The 20,016-nt window shown below is 56.3% G+C and carries 24 protein-coding genes and 1 tRNA gene; 6 read left to right on the plus strand and 19 right to left on the minus strand.

Features of this window, described 5'->3' with window-relative positions; all coding sequences use genetic code 11:
- The first annotated feature begins 24 nt into the window (after window positions 1-24).
- Together QFX31_RS02760 and QFX31_RS02765 are read left to right on the plus strand one after the other, a co-directional pair.
- The gene (locus tag QFX31_RS02760; protein WP_348530646.1) at window positions 25-1,185 is read left to right on the plus strand and encodes an aconitase X catalytic domain-containing protein; all 1,161 of its coding nucleotides are present in this window, start codon (window positions 25-27) and stop codon (window positions 1,183-1,185) included.
- Complete coding sequence (locus QFX31_RS02765; RefSeq protein ID WP_348530614.1) at window positions 1,186-1,599, plus strand: DUF126 domain-containing protein; 414 nt, start codon at window positions 1,186-1,188, stop codon at window positions 1,597-1,599.
- Between the two features lie 224 nt (window positions 1,600-1,823).
- On the opposite strand, the gene QFX31_RS02770 is transcribed toward QFX31_RS02765, so the two are convergent.
- From QFX31_RS02770 to QFX31_RS02790, 5 genes are all read right to left on the minus strand, one after another.
- On the minus strand, window positions 1,824-2,120 hold the full coding sequence (locus QFX31_RS02770) for a hypothetical protein (RefSeq protein WP_348530615.1): 297 nt from the start codon (window positions 2,118-2,120) through the stop codon (window positions 1,824-1,826).
- Window positions 2,121-2,133: 13 nt separating this feature from the next.
- Complete coding sequence (locus tag QFX31_RS02775; protein WP_348530616.1) at window positions 2,134-2,325, minus strand: hypothetical protein; 192 nt, start codon at window positions 2,323-2,325, stop codon at window positions 2,134-2,136.
- Window positions 2,326-2,587: 262 nt separating this feature from the next.
- Window positions 2,588-3,307 (minus strand): hypothetical protein, encoded by a 720-nt coding sequence (locus QFX31_RS02780; protein ID WP_348530617.1) that lies wholly within the window; start codon window positions 3,305-3,307, stop codon window positions 2,588-2,590.
- Window positions 3,308-3,388: 81 nt separating this feature from the next.
- A complete protein-coding gene (locus tag QFX31_RS02785) occupies window positions 3,389-4,879 on the minus strand; it encodes a glutamate synthase-related protein (RefSeq protein ID WP_348530618.1) in 1,491 nt (496 codons plus the stop codon).
- Window positions 4,857-6,005 carry a glutamine amidotransferase family protein gene (locus QFX31_RS02790; protein WP_348530647.1) on the minus strand — a complete coding sequence of 383 codons (1,149 nt, stop codon included), beginning with the start codon at window positions 6,003-6,005 and terminating at the stop codon, window positions 4,857-4,859. The genes QFX31_RS02785 and QFX31_RS02790 overlap by 23 nt, the downstream gene beginning before the upstream one ends.
- Before the next feature lie 276 nt (window positions 6,006-6,281).
- On the opposite strand from QFX31_RS02790, the gene QFX31_RS02795 reads away from it, so the two are divergent.
- Together QFX31_RS02795 and QFX31_RS02800 are read left to right on the plus strand one after the other, a co-directional pair.
- A tRNA-Gly gene (locus tag QFX31_RS02795) sits at window positions 6,282-6,353 on the plus strand.
- A gap of 58 nt (window positions 6,354-6,411) precedes the next feature.
- Window positions 6,412-6,876, plus strand: a complete 465-nt coding sequence (locus QFX31_RS02800; protein WP_348530619.1) for a peptidylprolyl isomerase — start codon at window positions 6,412-6,414, stop codon at window positions 6,874-6,876.
- Between the two features lie 109 nt (window positions 6,877-6,985).
- On the opposite strand, the gene QFX31_RS02805 is transcribed toward QFX31_RS02800, so the two are convergent.
- Genes QFX31_RS02805 through QFX31_RS02830 form a run of 6 tightly spaced genes read right to left on the minus strand, consistent with a single transcriptional unit; the run spans window position 6,986 to window position 10,251 of the window.
- Complete coding sequence (locus QFX31_RS02805) at window positions 6,986-8,161, minus strand: NAD(P)/FAD-dependent oxidoreductase (RefSeq protein WP_348530620.1); 1,176 nt, start codon at window positions 8,159-8,161, stop codon at window positions 6,986-6,988.
- Window positions 8,158-8,337 carry a 4Fe-4S dicluster domain-containing protein gene (locus tag QFX31_RS02810; RefSeq protein ID WP_348530621.1) on the minus strand — a complete coding sequence of 60 codons (180 nt, stop codon included), beginning with the start codon at window positions 8,335-8,337 and terminating at the stop codon, window positions 8,158-8,160. The genes QFX31_RS02805 and QFX31_RS02810 overlap by 4 nt, the downstream gene beginning before the upstream one ends.
- Before the next feature lie 18 nt (window positions 8,338-8,355).
- On the minus strand, window positions 8,356-8,628 hold the full coding sequence (locus QFX31_RS02815; protein ID WP_348530622.1) for an acylphosphatase: 273 nt from the start codon (window positions 8,626-8,628) through the stop codon (window positions 8,356-8,358).
- Window positions 8,629-8,632: 4 nt separating this feature from the next.
- On the minus strand, window positions 8,633-9,301 hold the full coding sequence (gene tpiA, locus QFX31_RS02820; RefSeq protein WP_348530623.1) for a triose-phosphate isomerase: 669 nt from the start codon (window positions 9,299-9,301) through the stop codon (window positions 8,633-8,635).
- 5 nt (window positions 9,302-9,306) lie between these two features.
- Window positions 9,307-9,798, minus strand: coding sequence for a hypothetical protein (locus tag QFX31_RS02825; protein ID WP_348530624.1), 492 nt, complete (start codon window positions 9,796-9,798; stop codon window positions 9,307-9,309).
- A gap of 45 nt (window positions 9,799-9,843) precedes the next feature.
- On the minus strand, window positions 9,844-10,251 hold the full coding sequence (locus QFX31_RS02830; RefSeq protein ID WP_011695243.1) for a DUF1699 family protein: 408 nt from the start codon (window positions 10,249-10,251) through the stop codon (window positions 9,844-9,846).
- A gap of 713 nt (window positions 10,252-10,964) precedes the next feature.
- Here QFX31_RS02830 and QFX31_RS02835 point away from each other — a divergent pair.
- Entirely contained in the window at window positions 10,965-11,381 is a 417-nt protein-coding gene (locus tag QFX31_RS02835; RefSeq protein ID WP_348530625.1) for a beta/gamma crystallin-related protein, read from the plus strand.
- On the opposite strand, the gene QFX31_RS02840 is transcribed toward QFX31_RS02835, so the two are convergent.
- Together QFX31_RS02840 and QFX31_RS02845 are read right to left on the minus strand one after the other, a co-directional pair.
- Window positions 11,378-12,145, minus strand: a complete 768-nt coding sequence (locus QFX31_RS02840; RefSeq protein WP_348530626.1) for an ABC transporter permease — start codon at window positions 12,143-12,145, stop codon at window positions 11,378-11,380. The two genes, QFX31_RS02835 and QFX31_RS02840, sit on opposite strands and share 4 nt — an antisense overlap.
- A gap of 1 nt (window position 12,146) precedes the next feature.
- The gene (locus QFX31_RS02845; RefSeq protein ID WP_348530627.1) at window positions 12,147-13,127 is read right to left on the minus strand and encodes an ATP-binding cassette domain-containing protein; all 981 of its coding nucleotides are present in this window, start codon (window positions 13,125-13,127) and stop codon (window positions 12,147-12,149) included.
- Window positions 13,128-13,307: 180 nt separating this feature from the next.
- Between QFX31_RS02845 and fdhD the strand changes: the two genes are divergently transcribed.
- Window positions 13,308-14,021 (plus strand): formate dehydrogenase accessory sulfurtransferase FdhD, encoded by a 714-nt coding sequence (fdhD, locus tag QFX31_RS02850; RefSeq protein ID WP_348530628.1) that lies wholly within the window; start codon window positions 13,308-13,310, stop codon window positions 14,019-14,021.
- Between the two features lie 428 nt (window positions 14,022-14,449).
- Here fdhD and QFX31_RS02855 read toward each other — a convergent pair whose 3' ends face one another.
- The 6 genes from QFX31_RS02855 to QFX31_RS02880 are packed head-to-tail and all read right to left on the minus strand — an operon-like array spanning window position 14,450 to window position 20,008.
- Complete coding sequence (locus tag QFX31_RS02855) at window positions 14,450-15,007, minus strand: 30S ribosomal protein S7 (RefSeq protein ID WP_348530629.1); 558 nt, start codon at window positions 15,005-15,007, stop codon at window positions 14,450-14,452.
- Window positions 15,008-15,011: 4 nt separating this feature from the next.
- A complete protein-coding gene (locus QFX31_RS02860; protein ID WP_324302315.1) occupies window positions 15,012-15,440 on the minus strand; it encodes a 30S ribosomal protein S12 in 429 nt (142 codons plus the stop codon).
- A gap of 54 nt (window positions 15,441-15,494) precedes the next feature.
- Complete coding sequence (locus QFX31_RS02865) at window positions 15,495-15,926, minus strand: NusA-like transcription termination signal-binding factor (RefSeq protein ID WP_011695236.1); 432 nt, start codon at window positions 15,924-15,926, stop codon at window positions 15,495-15,497.
- A complete protein-coding gene (locus QFX31_RS02870; RefSeq protein ID WP_297758507.1) occupies window positions 15,919-16,230 on the minus strand; it encodes a 50S ribosomal protein L30e in 312 nt (103 codons plus the stop codon). The genes QFX31_RS02865 and QFX31_RS02870 overlap by 8 nt, the downstream gene beginning before the upstream one ends.
- Window positions 16,227-17,381, minus strand: a complete 1,155-nt coding sequence (gene rpoA2, locus QFX31_RS02875) for a DNA-directed RNA polymerase subunit A'' (protein ID WP_348530630.1) — start codon at window positions 17,379-17,381, stop codon at window positions 16,227-16,229. Before rpoA2 ends, QFX31_RS02870 begins: the two co-directional genes overlap by 4 nt.
- A complete protein-coding gene (locus QFX31_RS02880) occupies window positions 17,378-20,008 on the minus strand; it encodes a DNA-directed RNA polymerase subunit A' (protein ID WP_348530631.1) in 2,631 nt (876 codons plus the stop codon). The genes rpoA2 and QFX31_RS02880 overlap by 4 nt, the downstream gene beginning before the upstream one ends.
- Window positions 20,009-20,016: the final 8 nt, after the last annotated feature.

The raw sequence follows: 20,016 nt of genomic DNA on the forward strand, positions 1-20,016 counted from the left end.
TTCGCGCAAAGCGCGGGGGAGCTGATGCATCTCACCAGGGATGAGGAGCTGCTGCTCCAGGGTGAGCGTGGGGATACGCTCAGGCGCGCGATGGAGATCCTAGTTGCGCTTGGGGATATCTACGGAGCTGAGAGGCTCATCGAAATAAAAAGCGCGCAGATAGCCGGAGTCTCATACAAGACCATAGGAGACGCGGGGCTTGAGTGGATCTCGGATCTCGAGGGGAGGGTTGCTGTTCCGAGCATACTGAATCCGGCTGGAATGGATCTTCTTAAGTGGAGGGAGATGTCGATCGATGAGGATTTCGCCAGGAAGCAGCTCGAGATCATCGATGCTTACAGAAAGCTCGGCGTAACAATAGAATGCACATGCACACCCTATCTGTTATACGAGAGCATAGCCTCCAGAGGAGATCATCTCGCATGGTCGGAGTCGTCGGCTGTATCCTATGCGAACTCCGTCATCGGCGCGATGACGAACCGTGAGGGCGGGCCCTCTGCGCTGGCAGCTGCGCTTGTCGGGAAGACGCCACTCTACGGCTACCATCTCGAGGAGAACCGCGTTCCAACGCATGTTATCACCGTGGAGGCTGATGTTAAGGAGTACGGAGCGCTGGGGTTTCTTGCCGGAAAGATCGTCGGAGATGGGGTGCCGCTGTTCGTGATGCGGTCCAGGCCGGACAGGGACGATCTGAAGGCGCTGGGCGCAGCCATGGCAGCGAGCGGCTCGGTCGCGCTCTATTACGTTAAGGATGTAACGCCGGAGCCTCCGCGATACGATCGGGATGCATGCGAGTTCATTGTGATAGAGGAAGAGGATATCACGTCTGTGTATGATACACATGCAGATGTGGACATAGTCGCTCTGGGATGCCCGCACTGCTCCCTGCAGGAGCTGGAGAGGATCGCGGATCTGCTGGAGGGGAGAATGGTGAGCAGAGAGCTCTGGATCTGCACATCCAGGCGGATCGCGGAATCCGCTCCTGAAACTGTCAGGAGAATCGAATCCACGGGAGCCAGGGTGATATGCGACACATGCATGGTCGTATCGCCTGCGAGCGAGCGCTTCAGCCACATGATGGTTAACTCGGGGAAGGCGCTCGCGTACATACCAGGCATGTGCGGCATAAAGGCGTCCTTCGGATCGCTGGAGGACTGCATAAATGCAGCAACCGGAGGATCGTGAGTGGAGATAAAATGCCACAGGGTCTCGGGCGGCTGTGCCGCGGGGCCAGCTCTCGTCAGCCGGGAGCGCATATCATTCCTGGGCAACGTCAATCCTGAGACAGGCGCGGTCGTCGATCCCTCCCACGAGCTCTATGGAAGATCAATCGCTGGAGCAGTTCTCATATTTCCGGGCGGCAAGGGATCCACAGTCGGATCCTACGTCATCTACCAGCTCAAGAAGAGGGGCCTGGCTCCTGCTGCGATGATAAATCTTAAATCAGAGCCGATAGTGGCTGTCGGCGCCATCATCAGCGATATCCCTCTCGTCGACAGGGTGCCTGAGTGGATCCTTGATGTGAAAGACGGAACATGGGTCGTCGTCGATGCTAAAAGAGAGGTAGTGGTGCTCCCTGACGGATCAGTTAAGGCGTAAAAGGTGCTCCTGTTCGGTGACCATACAGGAGATCCCTGTCTGGAAGCGCGATTACCGGCCGAGAGCTCTCAGCAAAAGTGCTGTGTTGGATAAGTCATGAAAATCTGCAAGCATAAGACGAGTTCAGGAATGCATGGAGAACAGATCGGAAGCGATATCTATAGACGTTATCCCGGGAGGTTATCCATCACAGCAGCAAAATGCTGAAAAGAGGAGGGCCAGCTTCATCCGAAGAGCGTGCCCATCCCTGCCTCTGCCGACTCCTGCTCCTCGCGGAAGGCGTTTATGACAGACTCCGCCTCATCGCCCTCGAGCAGCCTTGCAGGAGTATCCTTGAGCAGCTTTCTGGCCTCCTCCACCAGATCGTCCCTCGCCTTGATGTAAAGCAGGAAACCCTCCTTATCGAACCCCACAGACCTGGCCTCGCGAACTATCGGCCCGAGCCTCTTGAAGAAGTCCTGATCCAGAATTTTTTTCATGACAGCATTTCCAGCCATATCGTAGTAGTAAGCAAGCTCCATTCAAACCACCATTTTACAGGGCATCCATCGCCCTCTTGAGGCACTCAGTGCATCTGTCCATGAGAGATGCTGCCTCCTCGATCGCCTTAGCGGCCTCTGGGCTTATCTCATTTATCTGTTTTGCTCGGTCCCTGAAGCTCCTGCTGTGGCTCTCGTTGTGCTCTATCCAGTGCTCGAGAAGGTGCACCGCCTCGTGTCTCTCCATAACACCACCAACTCAGGCTCTGAGCAGACAGATTTAAAGGTTTGTGTGAATCTGTAAGCGATGTGATCACAGGTCGTGTACCCGCATCACTGAAATCGCAGCACTTGGTCCAGTGGGACTCATGGTACCTGCCCATGGCTCTCGAATACAGCAGGATCATTCAGCCATTCGAGTACACAACCTCATCACGTAACAGCGATCAACAGCAGACGAGCTGGGAGACATGAGCATCTGTGAATCCCGCCCAGGTCATGGGATCGTCTCAAGCATACAGCTTCCCGTAGGGCCGGCTCGATCTGGGCGAGAGCTTTGTCCATTCGGAATCAAGAATATACTCCAAGTCGAGCGAGAGATCCGGGAAGCGCTCGATGAAGCCGGAGATGTGATCCCGCAGGATCTCCATATCGGTCTCATCTGGTCGGGATATGAGCACATGACTGTCGACCTGCGCCCCTCTCACAGATCCCCTGAGGTATATCGCACCGCCATGCATTCCGCTCCCTATGAAGCTGGCGTTGTGTGCTCCGTATAAGCCAAGAAGTATGACGATGCCGCCTGCCATGTACTCCCCGAGGAAGTCCTGGGATGTTCCGCCCACGACGATCACAGGCCTCTTCTGATCATGCTCCTTCATGTGAAGTGCTGCTCTGTAGCCGACATCACCCTTCACGAATATCCTTCCACCTCGCATCGACATCCCTGTGACGTCTCCAGCCCGTCCAGCAACCACAATCTCTCCTGACTCCATCGTGTTCCCGACTCCGTCCTGGGCATTGCCGTGGACAATTATCCTGTGGCCGAAGAGAAATGCCCCGAGGTCGTTTCCGGGGGTGCCATGTATCTCTATGTTCATGACCCGCCGCTGTGGCGAGTAGAGCCTTGTGCCGATGTACCTCTGGCCGCACACGTTTCTGAGAACAACCCTCTCATAGCCAGCGAGCATCAGCTCCCTGAGAAGGCTGTTCAGTTCCCTGGTATCCATATGTGAAGCATCGATCTCAATCGCGCTTTCATTGGACGTGCGGCTGCATGAGATCTCCAACTGTAACTCCTCCATCCGCTCTCACTCCCCTGCGCCCCTTATCCCAAGGAGATCGAGCTCCCACTCGTGCAGGCCTATGCCCCTGAGCTGATCCCTGTTTCCTCTGAGGCTCTCTATTGCGTTGATCCCCATTCCGCCGAGCATCTCCTTGATCTCGTGAGACCAGGCTGAGAGAAGGTTCACGAGCCTCTGCGAGGCCTCCTCGACATTCAATCTTCTCATCAGTCCCGGATCCTGGGTGCATATGCCCCAGCTGCATCTTCCTGTGTAGCATCTCTGGCAGAGGGTGCATCCCATCGCGATTAGCGCGGCTGTGCCTATGTAGACGGCATCAGCTCCGAGCGCGATCGCCTTCACCACATCAGCGCTGGACCTGATTCCACCGCCGGCTATTATCGAGCACCGCTCCCTTATCCCCTCGTCTCTGAGGCGACGGTCCACAGCCGATATGGCCAGCTCTATGGGTATCCCGACATTGTCCCTTATCACCTTGGGCGCGGCTCCTGTGCCGCCGCGCATGCCATCGATTGCCAGTATGTCAGCGCCTGCTCTCACGATGCCTGATGCAATCGCGCTGATGTTGTGAACCGCGGCCACCTTCACTATGACCGGCTTCTCGTAGTTCGTAACCTCCTTTATCGCTGAGATCAGCATCTCCAGATCCTCTATGGAGTATATGTCGTGATGGGGCGCGGGCGATATCGCATCCGTACCCTCAGGAATCATCCTGGTGGCAGCCACGTGTTTGGAGACCTTCTCGCCCGGGAGATGGCCGCCTATGCCTGGCTTCGCGCCCTGACCTATCTTTATTTCAACCGCAGCGGCGCAGTTCAGGTACTCCGCGTCTATTCCAAATCGGCCAGATGCCACCTGGACGATCGCGTGTTTTTTGAACAGAGGTCTCATCTCAGCCGGCATCCCCCCCTCGCCGGTGTTGAAGAAGGTGCCGGATCTCGATGCGGCGATCGCGAGCGCCTGGAATGCATTGTAGCTTATCGCACCGTAGGACATCGCCGAGAAGAGGATCGGCGTCTCCAGCGTCAGGACCGGATCTGTATCTGCATCATCCCTCAGCAGGATCCTCTCCGGCTTCGATCCCAGAAATGTCCGGAGCTCCATCGGCTCTCTGAGGGGATCTATGGAGGGGTTTGTGACCTGAGAGGCATTGAGAAGCATGTGATCCCAGTAGATCCTGAACGGCTTATCGCTCCCGCATCCTGTGAGCAGAACGCCTCCCGTCTCGGCCTGCCTCTTGATGTCCTCGATCCTCTCCCGCGACCATGATGCATTCGGTCTGTAGAATGAGGGTGCGGGGCGTATCTCTATCGCGCCCTTCGGACAGAACACAGCACACCGCTGGCATCCAGCGCATTTCCGGCTGTCTGATACCATTCTATCATTTGATGCATCATATGTGTGGACCCCGAACGGGCACTGGTGCTCGCACGCCCTGCAGCCATCACACTCTTCGCTTCTGGATATGGTGAAATCAGGCAGGACCAGCGATCTCATGCTCCAGCCTCCCCTCAGGCCCACCCTCAAGCTCGCAGACGACCGGCTCCCCGCCTTTGGGTGACCATACAGAGTCGAGGGATTGAGATATGAGCCTCACAGCCGCCTCCTCTGAGGAGATGTAGAACATATCCCCTCTCGTGGCCACAGTGAGCGGGCGGAGCCTTATCCTGTCTGTGAGGCCGATCATCCTTCCACTCTGAGCGATTATCACCGCAAACGGGCCATTCATGAGAAGCGGGGCGTAGACCATCCTCAGAGCTGTTAGCTTCCGTCTCTCACACACATCCATCCTGTCTATGGTGTCCCAGATCGGAGGGGCGAGGATCTTCGCCACAATCTCTACAGGGAGATCATGTCTTCTCATGAGAAGATCAACGGCGTATGCAATGACCTCTGTGTCGGTGTGGAGCGTGCATCTGTACCCGAACATCTCCAGGTACCAGCGGTTCGTCCCGTATGACGAGATCTCTCCGTTGTGGACAACAGTGGTATCGAGCAGCCCGAAGGGGTGCGCCCCTCCCCACCAGGCCTGGCTGTTGGTCGGGAATCTACCGTGAGCAGTCCAGAGATACCCTCTGTAGAGCCTGTCCAGCATGAAGTACCGCCCTATCTCCTCCGGATACCCAACACCCTTGAAGCAGCCCATGTTCTTTCCTGAGGAGAAGATGTATGCGTTATCGATTGCTGAGTTGACATGAATCACCTTTCTCACCACATACTCCTCATCTGAGAGATGAACCTCCTCACCGCGCTTCGATGGCGCGAGGAAGTACCTCCAGAGTAAGGGCGGATCTCTGACATAGACATCATCGCTGTGTGGAATCTCCTCCTCATGCACCACATCAAAATTTCTGAAGAGAAAATCCTCAGCTGCTCTCTTCGCGTCCCTCTGAGCACTGGCATCTCCTGTGAACATGAGATGAAATGCATAGTATTCCCCGAACTCCGGGTAGATGCCATAGGCTGCGAATCCGCCGCCGAGCCCGTTTCCGCGATGATGCATGCTCGCCATCGCCCGGATAACTCGCTCGCCCGTGAACCTCTCGCCGGCTCTGCTCATCGCCCCGAAGATGGAGCAGGCACAGATCTCCTTAGTGTAAAGCTTCTGTCTCCTGACAGGCATGACAACCTCTCGCAACTCAAAATCCATCAATCAAATGTGCCTGGCGGAGCTTTATAGCTATTTGAGAATGTTTCATAAAGTTTATGAACAAGATGCAGGGCGGTTTCGGACATGCCACTGACCAGACGAAATCGCTATCGTCCACACCGATCACTCATCAGATACTCTGATAGGATGCGATTTACCTCAGCGTATTGAGCATGATCGTTCCGCACCCAAGTACCGCAGATGCAGGGCACAAGATTTAATAGCTCCGTGTGCATTTCACTTAATCGTGCGGCTGTGGTCCAGTGGTTATGACATGAGCTTCCCAAGCTCGTAACCCGGGTTCGAATCCCGGCAGCCGCACTGAATCATCTGCGATCCACGCATCACTTTTATATTTCACCTCCCCCTACCAGAACCCATGGCCGGTAATCGCAGGGTGCTTTTAAAGACATCCATGGGGGATGTGGTGGTTGAGCTTTACGATGACATGCCCATAACTGCGGGGAACTTTCTGAAGCTTGTTGAAAGCGGCTTCTACGATGGCGTGATCTTCCACAGGGTTATCTCAGGATTCATGATCCAGACAGGAGACCCGACAGGCACGGGCTACGGCGGTCCTGGTTACACCATCCCCGATGAGTTCTCCAGGCACAACAGGAACGACCGCGGGACAGTGGCCATGGCGAACGCAGGACCGAACACAGGAGGCAGCCAGTTCTTCATCAACCTGGTGAACAACAACTACCTGGACAGGATGCATCCCGTCTTCGGGAAGGTCGTCGAGGGAATGGATGTGGTTGATAAAATAGGAAACGTGAGGACCGACGCCGAGGACAGGCCCCTCGAGGACGTGGTTATAGTATCCGCAAGGGCGCTGAGCTGAATAGCCACTCTGCGTGGAGAGATCGCGTTCTCGGGAGCACCTCCAGCAGGAGAGCTGAGGTTCGCATCACCAAGATGTATGCGACCTCTAGGAGGGAGCTGCGCCAGAGCTACATAACGAGATGCCTCAGCTCCCACAGCATCTTTGGGTTCAGGCGGATAAGCACCCTGAGCATTCCTCTCAGATCCATCTTGGAGACGTCCTCCGACTGGATCGAGTGCATGAGGTTGTTCAGGTCCTCATCGCTAAGCCTGATGAAGAACTCCTTGAGATCGAGATGTCTTGCTATCTGCTTTCCGATGCTCTCCCGCCAGCGCTTCTCATAGGCCATGAGCCCCTCGACTCCGGTATCACCGCTGGATACAGCATCCGCTACAACCTCGCCCGCCATTATCCCCGCCTCCATCGCGTTGAGTATGCCACCTCCTGTTATCGGGTCTGACTGGCGCGCAGCATCTCCGACCAGCAGCACACCATCCGCGACGGTCCTCTCGATCGGACCTGAGACCGGGACGCCGCCGACGACCATCTCCACGATCCTCGCCTCGGGCATCCTCCTCTCAACGAATCTTCTTAGAAGCCTCACGGGCGCTCCGGGCTCTGACCTCGAGCCGATCACGCCGAGCCCCACGTTCGCCAGCTTCTCCCCCTTCGGAAACGACCAGACATAGCCACCGGGAGCCAGCTCATTTCCCAGGAAGAACTCGCAGTACTCGTCGTCGATGCTCTTGTCGTAGAGCAGAAACTGCGCGCAGACCTCGATGTCTCCGGGTTTTAGCGATGTGTCTATACCGGCCCATCTTCCCACCTTGGACTCGACTCCATCTGCGCCTACGACGACATCAGCCTCTATATCGATGATCTCTCCGTACCGCATGGCCCTGACGCCCTTCACAGATCCATTCGCTCTGATCAGGTCGAGGGCCCTGGTCTTGACCATCACCTTCGCGCCTGCGCGGGCCGCATCCATCGCAAGCGCGCGGTCGAAGATCTTGCGCTCCAGGACGTACCCAACTTCATCTCCGGATTTATCCTCGGACATGACGATGCTCGAGCCGTCTGGGGCGTAGAGGCGCGCGCCCTTCACCTCTGCTGCTATCCATTTCGGATCGGGTTTGATCATGCTGCTCAGGCGCGCCTTGCTGACACCCTCAGCGCACCTAACAGGATCCCCGATCTCCTGCCGCTTCTCCAGGAGAACAACCCTGAGGCCCTTCTCTGCAGCTGTCTTCGCAGCCATCGATCCACCTGGTCCTGCGCCGACCACAACGACATCACACCTCATCCCTGCGCCTCCTCGAGACTGAGCGCTCCGGTCGGGCAGAGCTTGACGCACCTGCCGCACTCTATGCATCCATCAGAGACCTCTATCCAGGTCTCCACGAGCTCCAGGGCGCAGACAGGGCAGACGCCGACACATGCGCCGCAGTATCCGCAAACGTATCTGTTGACAGTGATCAACTGTCTCCACCCCTGCATTCAGTAGATGATCTTGAAATCATCGTAGCCCCTGCACTCCAGCTCCGCGATCTCCATTCCCGAGACCATCGCGCCAGATGGTCCTGATTTCATAAGGCCGAGAAGCTCGCCGACGCTCTTCCTCTCCCCCTCGAGCACGGCCTCAACGCCCCCTCCGGGAAGGTTCCTTATCCATCCCTTGACACCGAGCGCCCTGGCATGTGTGGTTGTGTAGTACCTGTAGCCGACGCCCTGAACCCTTCCTGAGACCCTGACGCGAACGCATATGGTCATGATCTCAAACCCCTGTCACCAGATCCTCGAGCGCCTTCCTCTGGTCCTTCGCCTTCACGATCCCTGAGGCGAGAAGCACCCCCACAGCGCCGAGCTCGAGAGCGGCTCTGAGATCATCGCCGTGCGTGATTCCTGCGCCGCAGAGCACACCAACATCTTTCTCGATGGATCTGACAGCTTCTACAGAGCCCCTGACGACCTCAGGATCTGCCTTGGAGACAGGTATTCCAGAGCCTATGAGCTCCGGCGGCTCCACGGCGACATAGTCCGGCCGCAGGGCCGCGGCTGCTCTTGTTGTTGCGACGTTGTTGGTGCATATTATCGACCTGAGCCCCTCTGACCTGCAAGCCCTGAGAGACGCCTCGATGTCTGCAAGCCTGAGCCGGCGCTCCGAGTGATTTATAAGAGATCCCGATGCCCCTGCCGCCTTCATGGAGGCAGCAGTGATGTGCCCTGTGAAGCTGCCGAAGCCGACGCCATCGACGTGCTGCGCATAAACCGGTATGCTCACAGCCGATGCGACCGCCCTTATATCGGCGGCCTGCGGCGCAACCGCGATATCAACGCCATACTCAGAGGCTATGCTCTCGCATATCTCCGACAGGGCGACAGCCGAATCCCCTGTCGCCTCCCTGTAGGTCTTGAAGTTAATAACTATCAGCGTCAAAGCCATCCCACCTAAACTCTGTGACCACCGGATTTGCCTGGCGCTCTCACCTCACACAGGCCCTCGCATTTTTCTGAGCGCTCGTACTCCTCGAACGCTCTGGCGCCGCCTGTCTCGAGCATCAACACTGTGCCATCTGATATCAAGGCGACAAGCGGAAGCCTGCCGCTCTCCTCCTGGTGCAGGATGTGGTAGATGAGACCCTCTGGTTTGGAGTACTCAAGCCTGATGCAGCTGAAATCCGGGTGGTCTTCCAGGAAACGCTCGAACTCTGGCGCGGCATCCCTGCATACCGGGCACCCCTCCCGCTCAATGAAGAGCGCGACACGGCCGTGCTTCAGGCTCTCTGCGAGGCTGAGTGCAGGTCCGTAGACCCTGTGAATCATGCGATCAAGTATCTCATCGATCTCATCTGGATCCAGACCGTATTTGGCCTCGAGCTGCGCTCTGAGGTCGCGCCGGGATCGCACCAGAAAGTCCCTGATCAGGCGCTCCAGCTCCATGAGCGGGGATTTAACTTCAAGAAATAAAACTATGGTGGTGGCCCCTCAGGCCATCACCTGCTCCTTCAGGAGATAGCGTATGAGATCCTCGGAGAGCTTCGTCTCTCGATGCACCTTTTTAACGGTCTCATCGATGCTGTAGCCCTCAGCCATGAGCGAGGCTATTCGATCTATGACCTTCTCGCTCACGGAGTAGTACTCGTCTATGTCCTTGCGATGGCCCCAGACGTCTCCCTTGATGATCTCTATCCCCTGAAGCTCGAGGAACTGCTGTGCTGCCTTCGACATCGTCTGATAGTAAGATGGAGGAATCTGAACTGCCTTGAGCCGCGGGCACGTCCTGACCAGGTTCATGACGTCCATGTTGGAGGCCCTGAATGCGAGATGGACGACCTGCTCGTTCCGGTTCAGGTCGGATATCTCCTTCTTAGAGCTCACAACCCTTAATCTCATGATTAGAAACAATGATGTTAAAATATATATAGATAATGGTAATTGTAGTAGTCAAGAAACTGATATTCTATAAGTAGAAACTGAATCTGCATTATATCGCGCGTATTTTTGGCCTGACCAGAATAAGTGAGAATAGATCTTAAGGGTGGTATAACTCCAGATTATGAAGTCGCTGCAGATCGCGCAAATGGATCGATAAGACCACCTTCGGATGGCCAGGAGGCCTCTGCGAAGAGAGCAGATCGAAGCTCTGAAACTCCACTTCAGAGTGCTGTGTTGGATAATTCATGAAAATCCGCAAGCAGAAGACGATTTCAGGAATGCATGGAGAATAGACCGGAATCGATATCTGGAGACGTCATCACGGGAGGTTATCCAACACAGCACTTCAGAGCGAAGGTCGAAAGATCCGAACAAGCACGCATTAGGCGTCCATTCCTGGGCAGGATCTCCAGGAATCTGTGGCCGTCCCATAGCTGCATAAGCGATCGGCTGCAGCAGCCGTGCTCACTTTCGATCGCATAGTCCGCATGCGACCTGTAGAGGGTGGCTGTTTTGAGACAGTCTGCTCTCATCCAGCCAGCTGAGCTCCTCTACAGAGATCTCCTGCAAAACACTCAAACGATATTAATATATCTTCGATCGAAATATCTCTCCGGAAAATGTATTACGGAATAAAAAAAGAAATTCTTTAGGAGAGGGGTGATAATAATATGAGAAACAAAATATTGCTTGCTTTCTGCGTGGCAGTCCTGATCGGACTTTTGTGCGTCAGCGCGCAGCGGAACATAATGATGCCAGGCGGCTTTGGTCCCGGCGTATCCGACCTTCAGAGCGTGGTGGCAGGCGCCGGCGCAGCCGGCACAGGCGGTCCCTCGGAGGCTGTGCTCTTCGCGGAGGCAAACCAGAGAGGCACACACAAGCACGTATTCGAGGCTGACGCTGATGTGAGAGCAGATGGCGCATTCAATGCCACGCCTCGATCAATTGTCGTACTGAGCGGCGTCTGGCGTCTTTACAGAGATCCGAACTTCCAGAGACCGTATGACATGGAGTTCGGGCCCGGTATCTATCCATCGATCTTGGACTACGGCATAAACGAGATCGGCTCCATGAAGAGGCTCCGCTAATCGACATCGCTGGTCTCGAAGAGGTATGCCCCTATCGCCATGGTCGCTGCGCAGCATCCTGTGAGCACCAGCGCGTCCAGCATTAAGGGGAACGAGTTCGCGCCGACAAGGCAGCCCCTCAGCGCATCGACCCCATAAGTCAGGGGATCGATGTATGAGAGGATCCTTACCGGCTCAGGCAGGTTCTGCACCGGGAAGAGCGCTCCCGATAGCAGGAACACGGGGAATATCATGAAGTTCATTATAAGGCTGAATCCGGACATGTCCTTCATCCTGGATGCGAATGCGAGACCGACCCCTATGAACGTCGCGGATATGAGGACCATGAGCGCCAGCGATAGAAGCAGTCCTGTCAGCCCTTTTATTTTAACGCCCATCGCTATCCCGGGTATGAGTATTATTATGCCCTGAATCACAGCCTGGGTCACGCCTCCTGCGGTCCTCCCCAGAACTATAGACAGCCTCGTCACAGGCGCGACCATTATCTCTCTCAGAAAGCCGAACTCCCTGTCCCAGAGAACCGACATACCTGCGAAGGTCGAGCTGAAGAGCAGCGTCATGCCTATTATCCCTGGGGCTAGATAGTTGATGTAGTCCACTCCAGCAGGAACCCTGGACGCCATGCCGCTGAAGCCCGTACCGAGGAACGCCAGGAAGAAGAACGGCGGGGCTATCGATCCCACAACCCTGGATTTGAGCCTGAAGAACCGGATCATCTCCCTCAGCCAGAGGCTGTATATAGCGTATGGATCGAACGCTCTCATACTACCTCCTCATCAGTGCTCTCACCAGATCACCCTTTCCGGTCTCGTCCCTCATGCTCCTGCCTGTGTACCTGAGGAAAACATCCTCCAGGGTCGGCTCGTGGACGCTCACGGATTTTATCCGCACGCCGGCCCGGCACGCGGCCAGCACCACCTCAGGTATCCTCGACTGAGCGGAGTCCACACTCAGGTTCGCGTACCCGTTGCTGGCGTCGAATGAGCGCACCCAGCCGAACCCCAGCAGGACATCGCGGAGCCGCTCCATACCATCTCTCACCTCCAGAGTCAGGGTATCGGTGCCGATCATGCCCTTCAGAGCCGTGGGACTATCAAGGGCCACGATCCTGCCGTGGTCGATTATTGCAACCCGGTTGCAGAGGTTGTCTGCCTCCTCCATGTAGTGCGTTGTTATCACAACAGTTACATCCTCATCCCTGTTCATGGCTCTGATGTAATCCCATATGTACCGCCTTGTCTGGGTGTCCAGCCCAAGCGTCGGCTCATCCAGGAAGAGAACATGAGGCCTGTGCATAAGCCCCCTGGCTATCTCGAGCCTTCTCCGCATGCCACCAGAAAAGTCCTCGAGAAGCACATCCGCCTTGTCTGAGAGCTCCACAAGCTCGAGAACCTCCGCTATCCTTCTCTTCCTCTCAGCCCCTGGCATTCCATACATCCTGCCATGGAAATCCAGGTTCTCCCTCGCTGTGAGCTTCCCATCGACGCTCGGATCCTGGAAGACCACGCCTATGCAGCTCCTCACCGCATCCCTCTCGCGCACTATGTGATGACCCCAGACGTAAGCCTCCCCCTCGGATGGCCTGAGCATCGTGGTCAGCATCTTGATTATCGTGCTCTTTCCCGCGCCGTTCGGGCCAAGCAGGCCGAAGATCTCCCCCCTTTTCACGGAGAGGTTCACATCATCAACAGCCACCAGACCATCAAACCTCTTGACGAGCCCTTTCGTCTCTATGGCATGCTCCATGGAACAGGCGCACTCTCAGGACTGCGCCATCATCACCCCTTTCAACCAGTGTGCAGCATGTTTTAAGAATGTGCTCCTCAGGTTTATGATTCCATTCATGCACTCAGTTCATGCAGTTATGGGTGATGGCTCTAACGTGGCTATATATGAGCATGAAGGTTAAGCCATATTGACGAGAATATGATAGAGAGGCGTGTGTGCATAAGAGTCGATGGCGGGAGTCACTCAGTGGTCCGGGATTCAGTTGCGGAGGAGACCCAGCTCGAGCTGCACATCAATGGATCTCTGCTGCGCAGAGCATCACTGAGCCCATGCCATTTCAGAGAGTTCGTCGCCGGCCATCTCCTCTCCGAGGGATACATAGGAGGGCTGGAGGACATCGCTGCGATGCATATTGATGGGCATCTCGCGAACGTAACCCTTCGCCCGGCATGCGGGCGGAAACACACAGAGCATTCTGAGAAACCCGGGAGGCTTGCTGTGCGCACTGATGATGTTTTCCGCGCGATGCGCATGCTTCTCGACTCAGATGCTCACAGAGCCACAGGCGGCTTCCACCGCGCGGGCGTCTTCTCTGAGGATGGCACGGCGTGGATGGTTGATGATATAGGAAGACACAACGCGATGGACAAGGCCATAGGCCACTGCCTGCTCGAGCGCATCGATCTCTCGAAGGTGTTCGTCATCATGACAAGCCGCATCTCCTCAGGACTCGCTCTGAAGTGCTCACGCGCGGGGATCCCGATCCTCGCATCCAGGGGCGCGCCGACAAGCCTTGCTGTTGATATCGCAGATGGTGCGGGGATCACTCTCATAGGATTTGTCCGCGGGGAGAGGATGAACATCTACACGCATGAGGAAAGAATAGCGGATCTGGCGCTCACCGGTACGTGACCCCCCCTCTATGGCCTGTTAAGGCCGGAGCTTGCGCCCTGCGCTCTCTCTATCAAAATGATTCTGATCCTGTCCACCCAGATCATTCAAGGAGATTCTGCGGGGCTCATGCGGTCACATCGTCGGAGAGACGAACTCTGATAACACCAATCAACGGCAATGTGCTCCTTTCTGCGAGATCACCGATCCGCTGCTGTGTTGGATAACCTCCCGTGATGACGTCTCAAGATATCGATTCTGATCTATTATCCATGCATTCCTGAAATCGTCTTCTGCTTGCGTATTTTCATGACTTATCCAACACAGCACGATCCGCCGGATCACCGGGATGAGACTTCCCCGACTAAATGCTCCACTGGAGACTCCAAGACGCTTATCGATCTGCCCAAAGACAGACGCGGCCGGTGGCGTGAGGGTGGCAGCCAGATCTACCTGGCGGCCTTTGCCACACGCTCTATGCTGTCCTTTCTGCTGACAGCGAAGCTCTTCACATCGTAGTTTGCAGCAGCTATTATCTCATCCGCCAGGCAGCTCTGTATCGAGCGCCTGCTCTTGAACGATGCCTGCCACGCGCCCTTTGCTATGAGCATAAGCGCGGTATCGACGCGCCTCTGTGGTGCGGTATCCACGGCCTTTGGAACAGTGATGCCGCCGTACTTGAGCCTGACGACCTCCTCACGCGGTCCTGCGTTTGAGATCGCCCTGACAAGGACAGAGAGAGGATTCTCCTTCGTCCGAGAATGGATTATATCGAAGGCCTCCTCGACTATCCTGTAGGCGGTCTGCTTCTGGCCCGTGTTCTTCTCCTTCCTCATCATCTTGTTGATCAGACGCTCGACCACATGAAGCTCGGACTTCTTGAACTGCTGCTTCGCATGCCTGCCGCCGGTGTGCATCACAGCCCTTGGCTTCAGGTTGATGTAGCTCTTCACGCTCAGATCCGGGATCTCCACCTCGGATGCATCCCACTTGCCAAATACCTTCACAGAATCACCTTACCGGCTTCTCCTTGCGGCCCGAGACCATCTCCTCGAGTGAGACGTTGTTCACCGCGACGACCTTGAACCTCACGCCAGGTATGTCGCCCATCGACCTGCCCATCCTTCCGCCGATCCTCTCGACGATGACCTCGTCGTGCTCGTCTATGAACCCTATGGCACCATCGCCGGGGCAGAATGCCGTGACCTGCCTTCCGTTCTTTATCAGCTGTATTCTCACACACTTGCGTATGGCCGAGTTCGGCTGCTTCGCCTCGACGCCCACCTTCTCCAGAACGATGCCCCTGGCTCTTGGGGCCCCACCCAGAGGATCTGCCTTGACCTTGAGGCCGAGAGCCCGCCTGCAGTAATGAGGATCGCTCCACCTCAGCTTCTTCCAGTCATCTTCCATCTTCCTGGCCGCATTGATTCCCATTCCCATTTCATCACCGTTGATCGTGAATTTATGATAGCGCTCTTCAGGGCGTTGTGCCGCTCACTGTATGATTATATCATCAACGCCATGATGCCTCTGTGCCAGCATCTTGGCTTTAAGTATGTTTCGGCCGTCCCGCCCTATGGCAATACCCTTGTCCTTGTTGGCTACCTCTACATAAGCCAATCGCTTGTTGTTCTTGTTGACCACCATGATGTTCTTGACATCCGCTGGCTGGAAGAGGTTCTGCAGGAACTCCTTGACGTCATCGCTGTACTCGACTATCTCTATCTGTTTTCCAATGGACTTCTTGACGCGGTTTATATTGCTCCCCTTTCTTCCGATCGCTGCTCCCATGTCTCCCTTCTGTATGACGAAGATTATCCTGTCGTTCTCCTCGTCGACGATGCAGTCCCTTGCCATACCGCCAGTGAGGCTCTCAAAGAGCGCTATGTATCTTATCCCCTCTGTGGTGAGCTTGAACTCACTCATTCGCAACACCCCGGATCTCCCGCAGCAGCGCCATGATCTCAGAGTCACCTGGCTCGATAACAGCCAGGGTGGCTACCGGGAATGGCTTTCCACATGCTGCGCCCAGATCCCTTCCAGAGCTGGGGTATGCATACACCGGAACCTCAAGGCTGCTGAGCTTCTGGCGGACGTGCTCCGGGCAGTCAGAAGCGTATATTATGAGCTTTGCATCTCCCCTGATACCGTGCTCCAGGGATCTGTTGGAGCCGAGCACAACCTTACCGGTCCTTATGGAACTCCTGAGTGCTCTATCGATATTTATCATCGAACTACCTCATCAATCCTTTTTGCTACCAGCTGGACGTCCCCGGTTCCGAGCTGGATCGGCTGGCCGACTATGACGTTCTCGGTGACGCCCTTGAGGTCGTCCACATCGCCACGGATCGCGGCGTCAAGTATGTGGTTCACTGTTACCTCAAAGGCAGCGCGGGCTAGGACGCTCGCCTTCTCTCCCGATACGCCATGCCTGCCGATCTGCTTCACATCGCCGTCACAGGTCATGATATCGGCAACAAGCATGATGTGCCTGACATCGACCTGCAGGCCCTGCTCGCGGAGGGTCTCGGTAGCCTCGTTGATTATAGCATTGCGAGCTGCCTCTATTCCGAGGACCTCGCATATCTCATTGATGTTGTTCGTCTTGGTCCTGGTTGGATCGACGCCCTCGAACTCCAGGACCTCCTTCAGGGACGAGCCCTCTGTGTAGAGGACGTATTCATCCCCCTCCTTCCGTATGACCACACGCTTTATGCCATCGACGCCCTTCAGCGTGACCTTCTTTATGCGCTCGACAAGCTGCAGGAGCTCCCTGTAAGAGGGCTCCTCGGGCGCCATTATGAGGGTGTTTCCATTCTGATCTACAGCCAGGCCCGTGGCGTCTCTCAGCTTCTCCGCCACCTCCTCGGCCGTGATCTTCCGCTGCGCCATCGCATCCTCGTTGAGCTCTATGACCACATTCATCTCCGCGAGATCTGTGGCTATCGAGCCCAGATGCAGGATCGATGTGGCCTCGATCGCCCAGGCGACCTCCCTCGCCATGTCGCGATCCGAGGCATACTCAGGCAGCAGCCGTATGGTCATCGTCGGCGTCGATGGGATCTTGCGCGCATCGACGATCTCTATCAGCCTCGGGAGACCGAGGGTGACGTTGATCTCCGCGACGCCCGCGTAGTGGAACGTGCGCATCGTCATCTGCGTGCCCGGCTCGCCTATGGACTGCGCAGCGACGACACCCACGGCCTCGCATGGCTCGACCCTCGCATGCTCATAGTCCTCGACGACCTCTTGTACTATCCTCTCGAACTGCTCCTCGGTCACGCTCTCAGCCTCTTCAAGGCCGCTTTTGAGAGCATCCTTCAGGCTGATCGGCAGATCGAGCTCTTCTATCCTTTTAAGCCATGCATCTGGCAGCTTCATGCGCTCTCACCTGCGAGGACCTTTCTTATTATACGATGCACATTCTCGGGGCTGGCGTAGTCCCTTCTGGACGGATCGACCCCATCCTCCCCGTACTTGAACTGGACGATCATGCCGCGGGTCTCCCTGACGGTGCCGTCGTAGTTCACCTCCAGATCCTGGAGGGCGTTGACCAGGCGCCTCTGGAGGTAGCCGCTCTGGGATGTCCTTATTGCGGTATCCACGAGACCCTCCCTGCCGCCTATCGCGTGGAAGAAGAACTCCGTCGGCGATAGCCCCTTCTTGTAGCTCGACTCGACGAAGCCATGGGCCTCGGCGCCGAGATCTCCGCGCTTGAAGTGCGGCAGGGTTCTGTCCGTGTAGCCGCGCTTTATCCTCTCGCCCCTGACCGACTGCTGGCCCACACATGCTGCCATCTGCGTGAGGTTCAGCATCGAGCCGCGGGCGCCGGAGACCGCCATGACCACACCGCTGTTGTCCAGTCCAAGGTAACGGCCTGCGATCTGCCCAGCAGCATCCCTCGCCTTGCCCAGCGTCTGCATTATGCGCATCTCCAGGGTCTCCTCGAGCGTGCGTCCGGGGAGCGGCTCCAGCTCTCCAGCCCTGTAAGCCTCTATGAGCTTCTGAACGCTCTCCTTCGCGGATCTGGTGACATCCTGGATCTGCTCTGCAGCCTCCTTGGGCACATCCTCGTCGCTGATGCCGAAGCTGAAGCCGGCGAGCATGATACCGCGGAGCGCCAGGAGCGTCATCCGGTCCAGGAACTGGCTCGCAACCCCTGGGTCGTACTCCTTGATTATACGATCTGTTACCTTCCCCTTGAAGGCGCCTACTGCCTCTGCATCGATCGTGCCCTTGAGAAGGACACCGTTGCGTATAACCACATAAGCATCGTTCTCGCAATCCTCGCCCTTGCAGACGGGGCAGTTGCTGCAGAAGTCCGCCTTGAACGTGAGGTTCAGCCCCTTCGGCAGTATCAGGCTGAAAATCTGCTTTCCTGTCCAGTACGGATCGCCGTTCTCATCGTATCCTGCTGGCTCCGGGATCTCATCGATGTCGAGCTTCTTCAGAACCTCCATGAGCCTCTCCTTGTCGAGCCTGCGTTCTTTGTGCGTTAGCAGGAAGCTTCCAGTGACGTAATCGTGTATCCCGCCTATGATCGGACCGCCGAATCTCGGAGAGAGGATGTTCTCCTGGACCCTCATCAGGATCTCGGCCTCTGCCCTTGCCTCCTCCGTCTGTGGCACGTGCAGGTTCATCTCATCGCCGTCGAAGTCTGCGTTGTACGGCGGGCATACCGCTGGATTCAGCCTGAATGTCTTGTACGGCATGACCTTGACCCTGTGCGCCATTATCGACATTCTGTGAAGCGAGGGCTGCCGGTTGAAGAGAACTATGTCGCCGTCTGCGAGCTGCCTGTCCACCTTCCAGCCGACCTCGAGCTGCTGCGCGACCTCCTGGCAGTTCCTCTCGGTGACCTTTACCCTTCTGCCATCGGCTCTTGTCACGTAATTGACACCGGGATGGTTGTCCGGCCCCCTCATCACGTACTTCCTGACGACCTCGATGTTTCTGGGGTTGACCATTATCGGAACCGTGAGCTCCTTTGCAACCTCGATCGGAACCCCCACCTCATTGATCGAGAGGTTTGGATCAGGAGATATCACTGTTCGCGCGCTGAAGTTGACTCGCTTTCCGGAGAGAGAGCCCCTGAACCTTCCCTCCTTGCCCTTGAGCCTCTGGGACAGGGTCTTGAGCGGCCTGCCGCTTCTGTGTCTGGCGGGAGGCACTCCTGAGACAGTGTTGTCCATGAACGTCGTGACATGGTACTGGAGAAGCTCCCAGAGGTCCTCGATGATCAGCTGCGGCGCACCTGCCTCTCGGTTCTCCTGGAATCGCTGGTTTATCCTTATTATATCCACCAGCTTGTGCGTCAGGTCGTCCTCGCTTCTCTGTCCGCTCTCAAGCGTTATCGATGGTCTCATTGTGACAGGAGGTACAGGCAGCACTGTGAGAATCGTCCACTCAGGCCTTGCGGTCTCCGGGTTCATCCCCATGACCATTATGTCCTCGTCGGAGATCCTCTCGAACCTGTCTCTTATATCAGCGGGCGTGAGCTTGTGTCCGTCCTCTATATACGAGAGCGGCCGCTCGAACTTGATCTCCTTCTGCGGGGCGCCGCAGTACGGGCACTCCTTATGCTTCCTTGCCTCTGCGAAGACCCTGTTCACCACATCCTCTGTGGGCTGCCCCAGATCCTCCAGCGTTCTTATCTGCCTGAGAAACTCCTTCTTCTCCACCTCGGAGAGCATGAGCTTTGAGCACTCCCTGCATATCGCTCTCAGTATCTTCCTGATGAGCTTCGCAAAGCCGACGTGTATCACCGGAGCCACGAGATCGATGTGCCCGAAGTGCCCCGGGCACTCCCCTGGCCTGCCGCCACATGTTCTGCACCGGAGGCCTGGATCTATGACGCCGAGCCTGGGGTCCATCAGACCCATCTCTATGGGGAAACCATCATCATCGTAGGTATCGGCCGTGATCACCTTTACGACACTCATCTTCCTGAACTCCTGCGGAGATATCAGGCCGAACCTTATCTTTCCGATCCTCTTTGGAACTGTCATTCCATCAC

The organism is Methanothrix sp. (genome assembly GCF_030055635.1).
Taxonomy (GTDB): domain Archaea; phylum Halobacteriota; class Methanosarcinia; order Methanotrichales; family Methanotrichaceae; genus Methanothrix_B.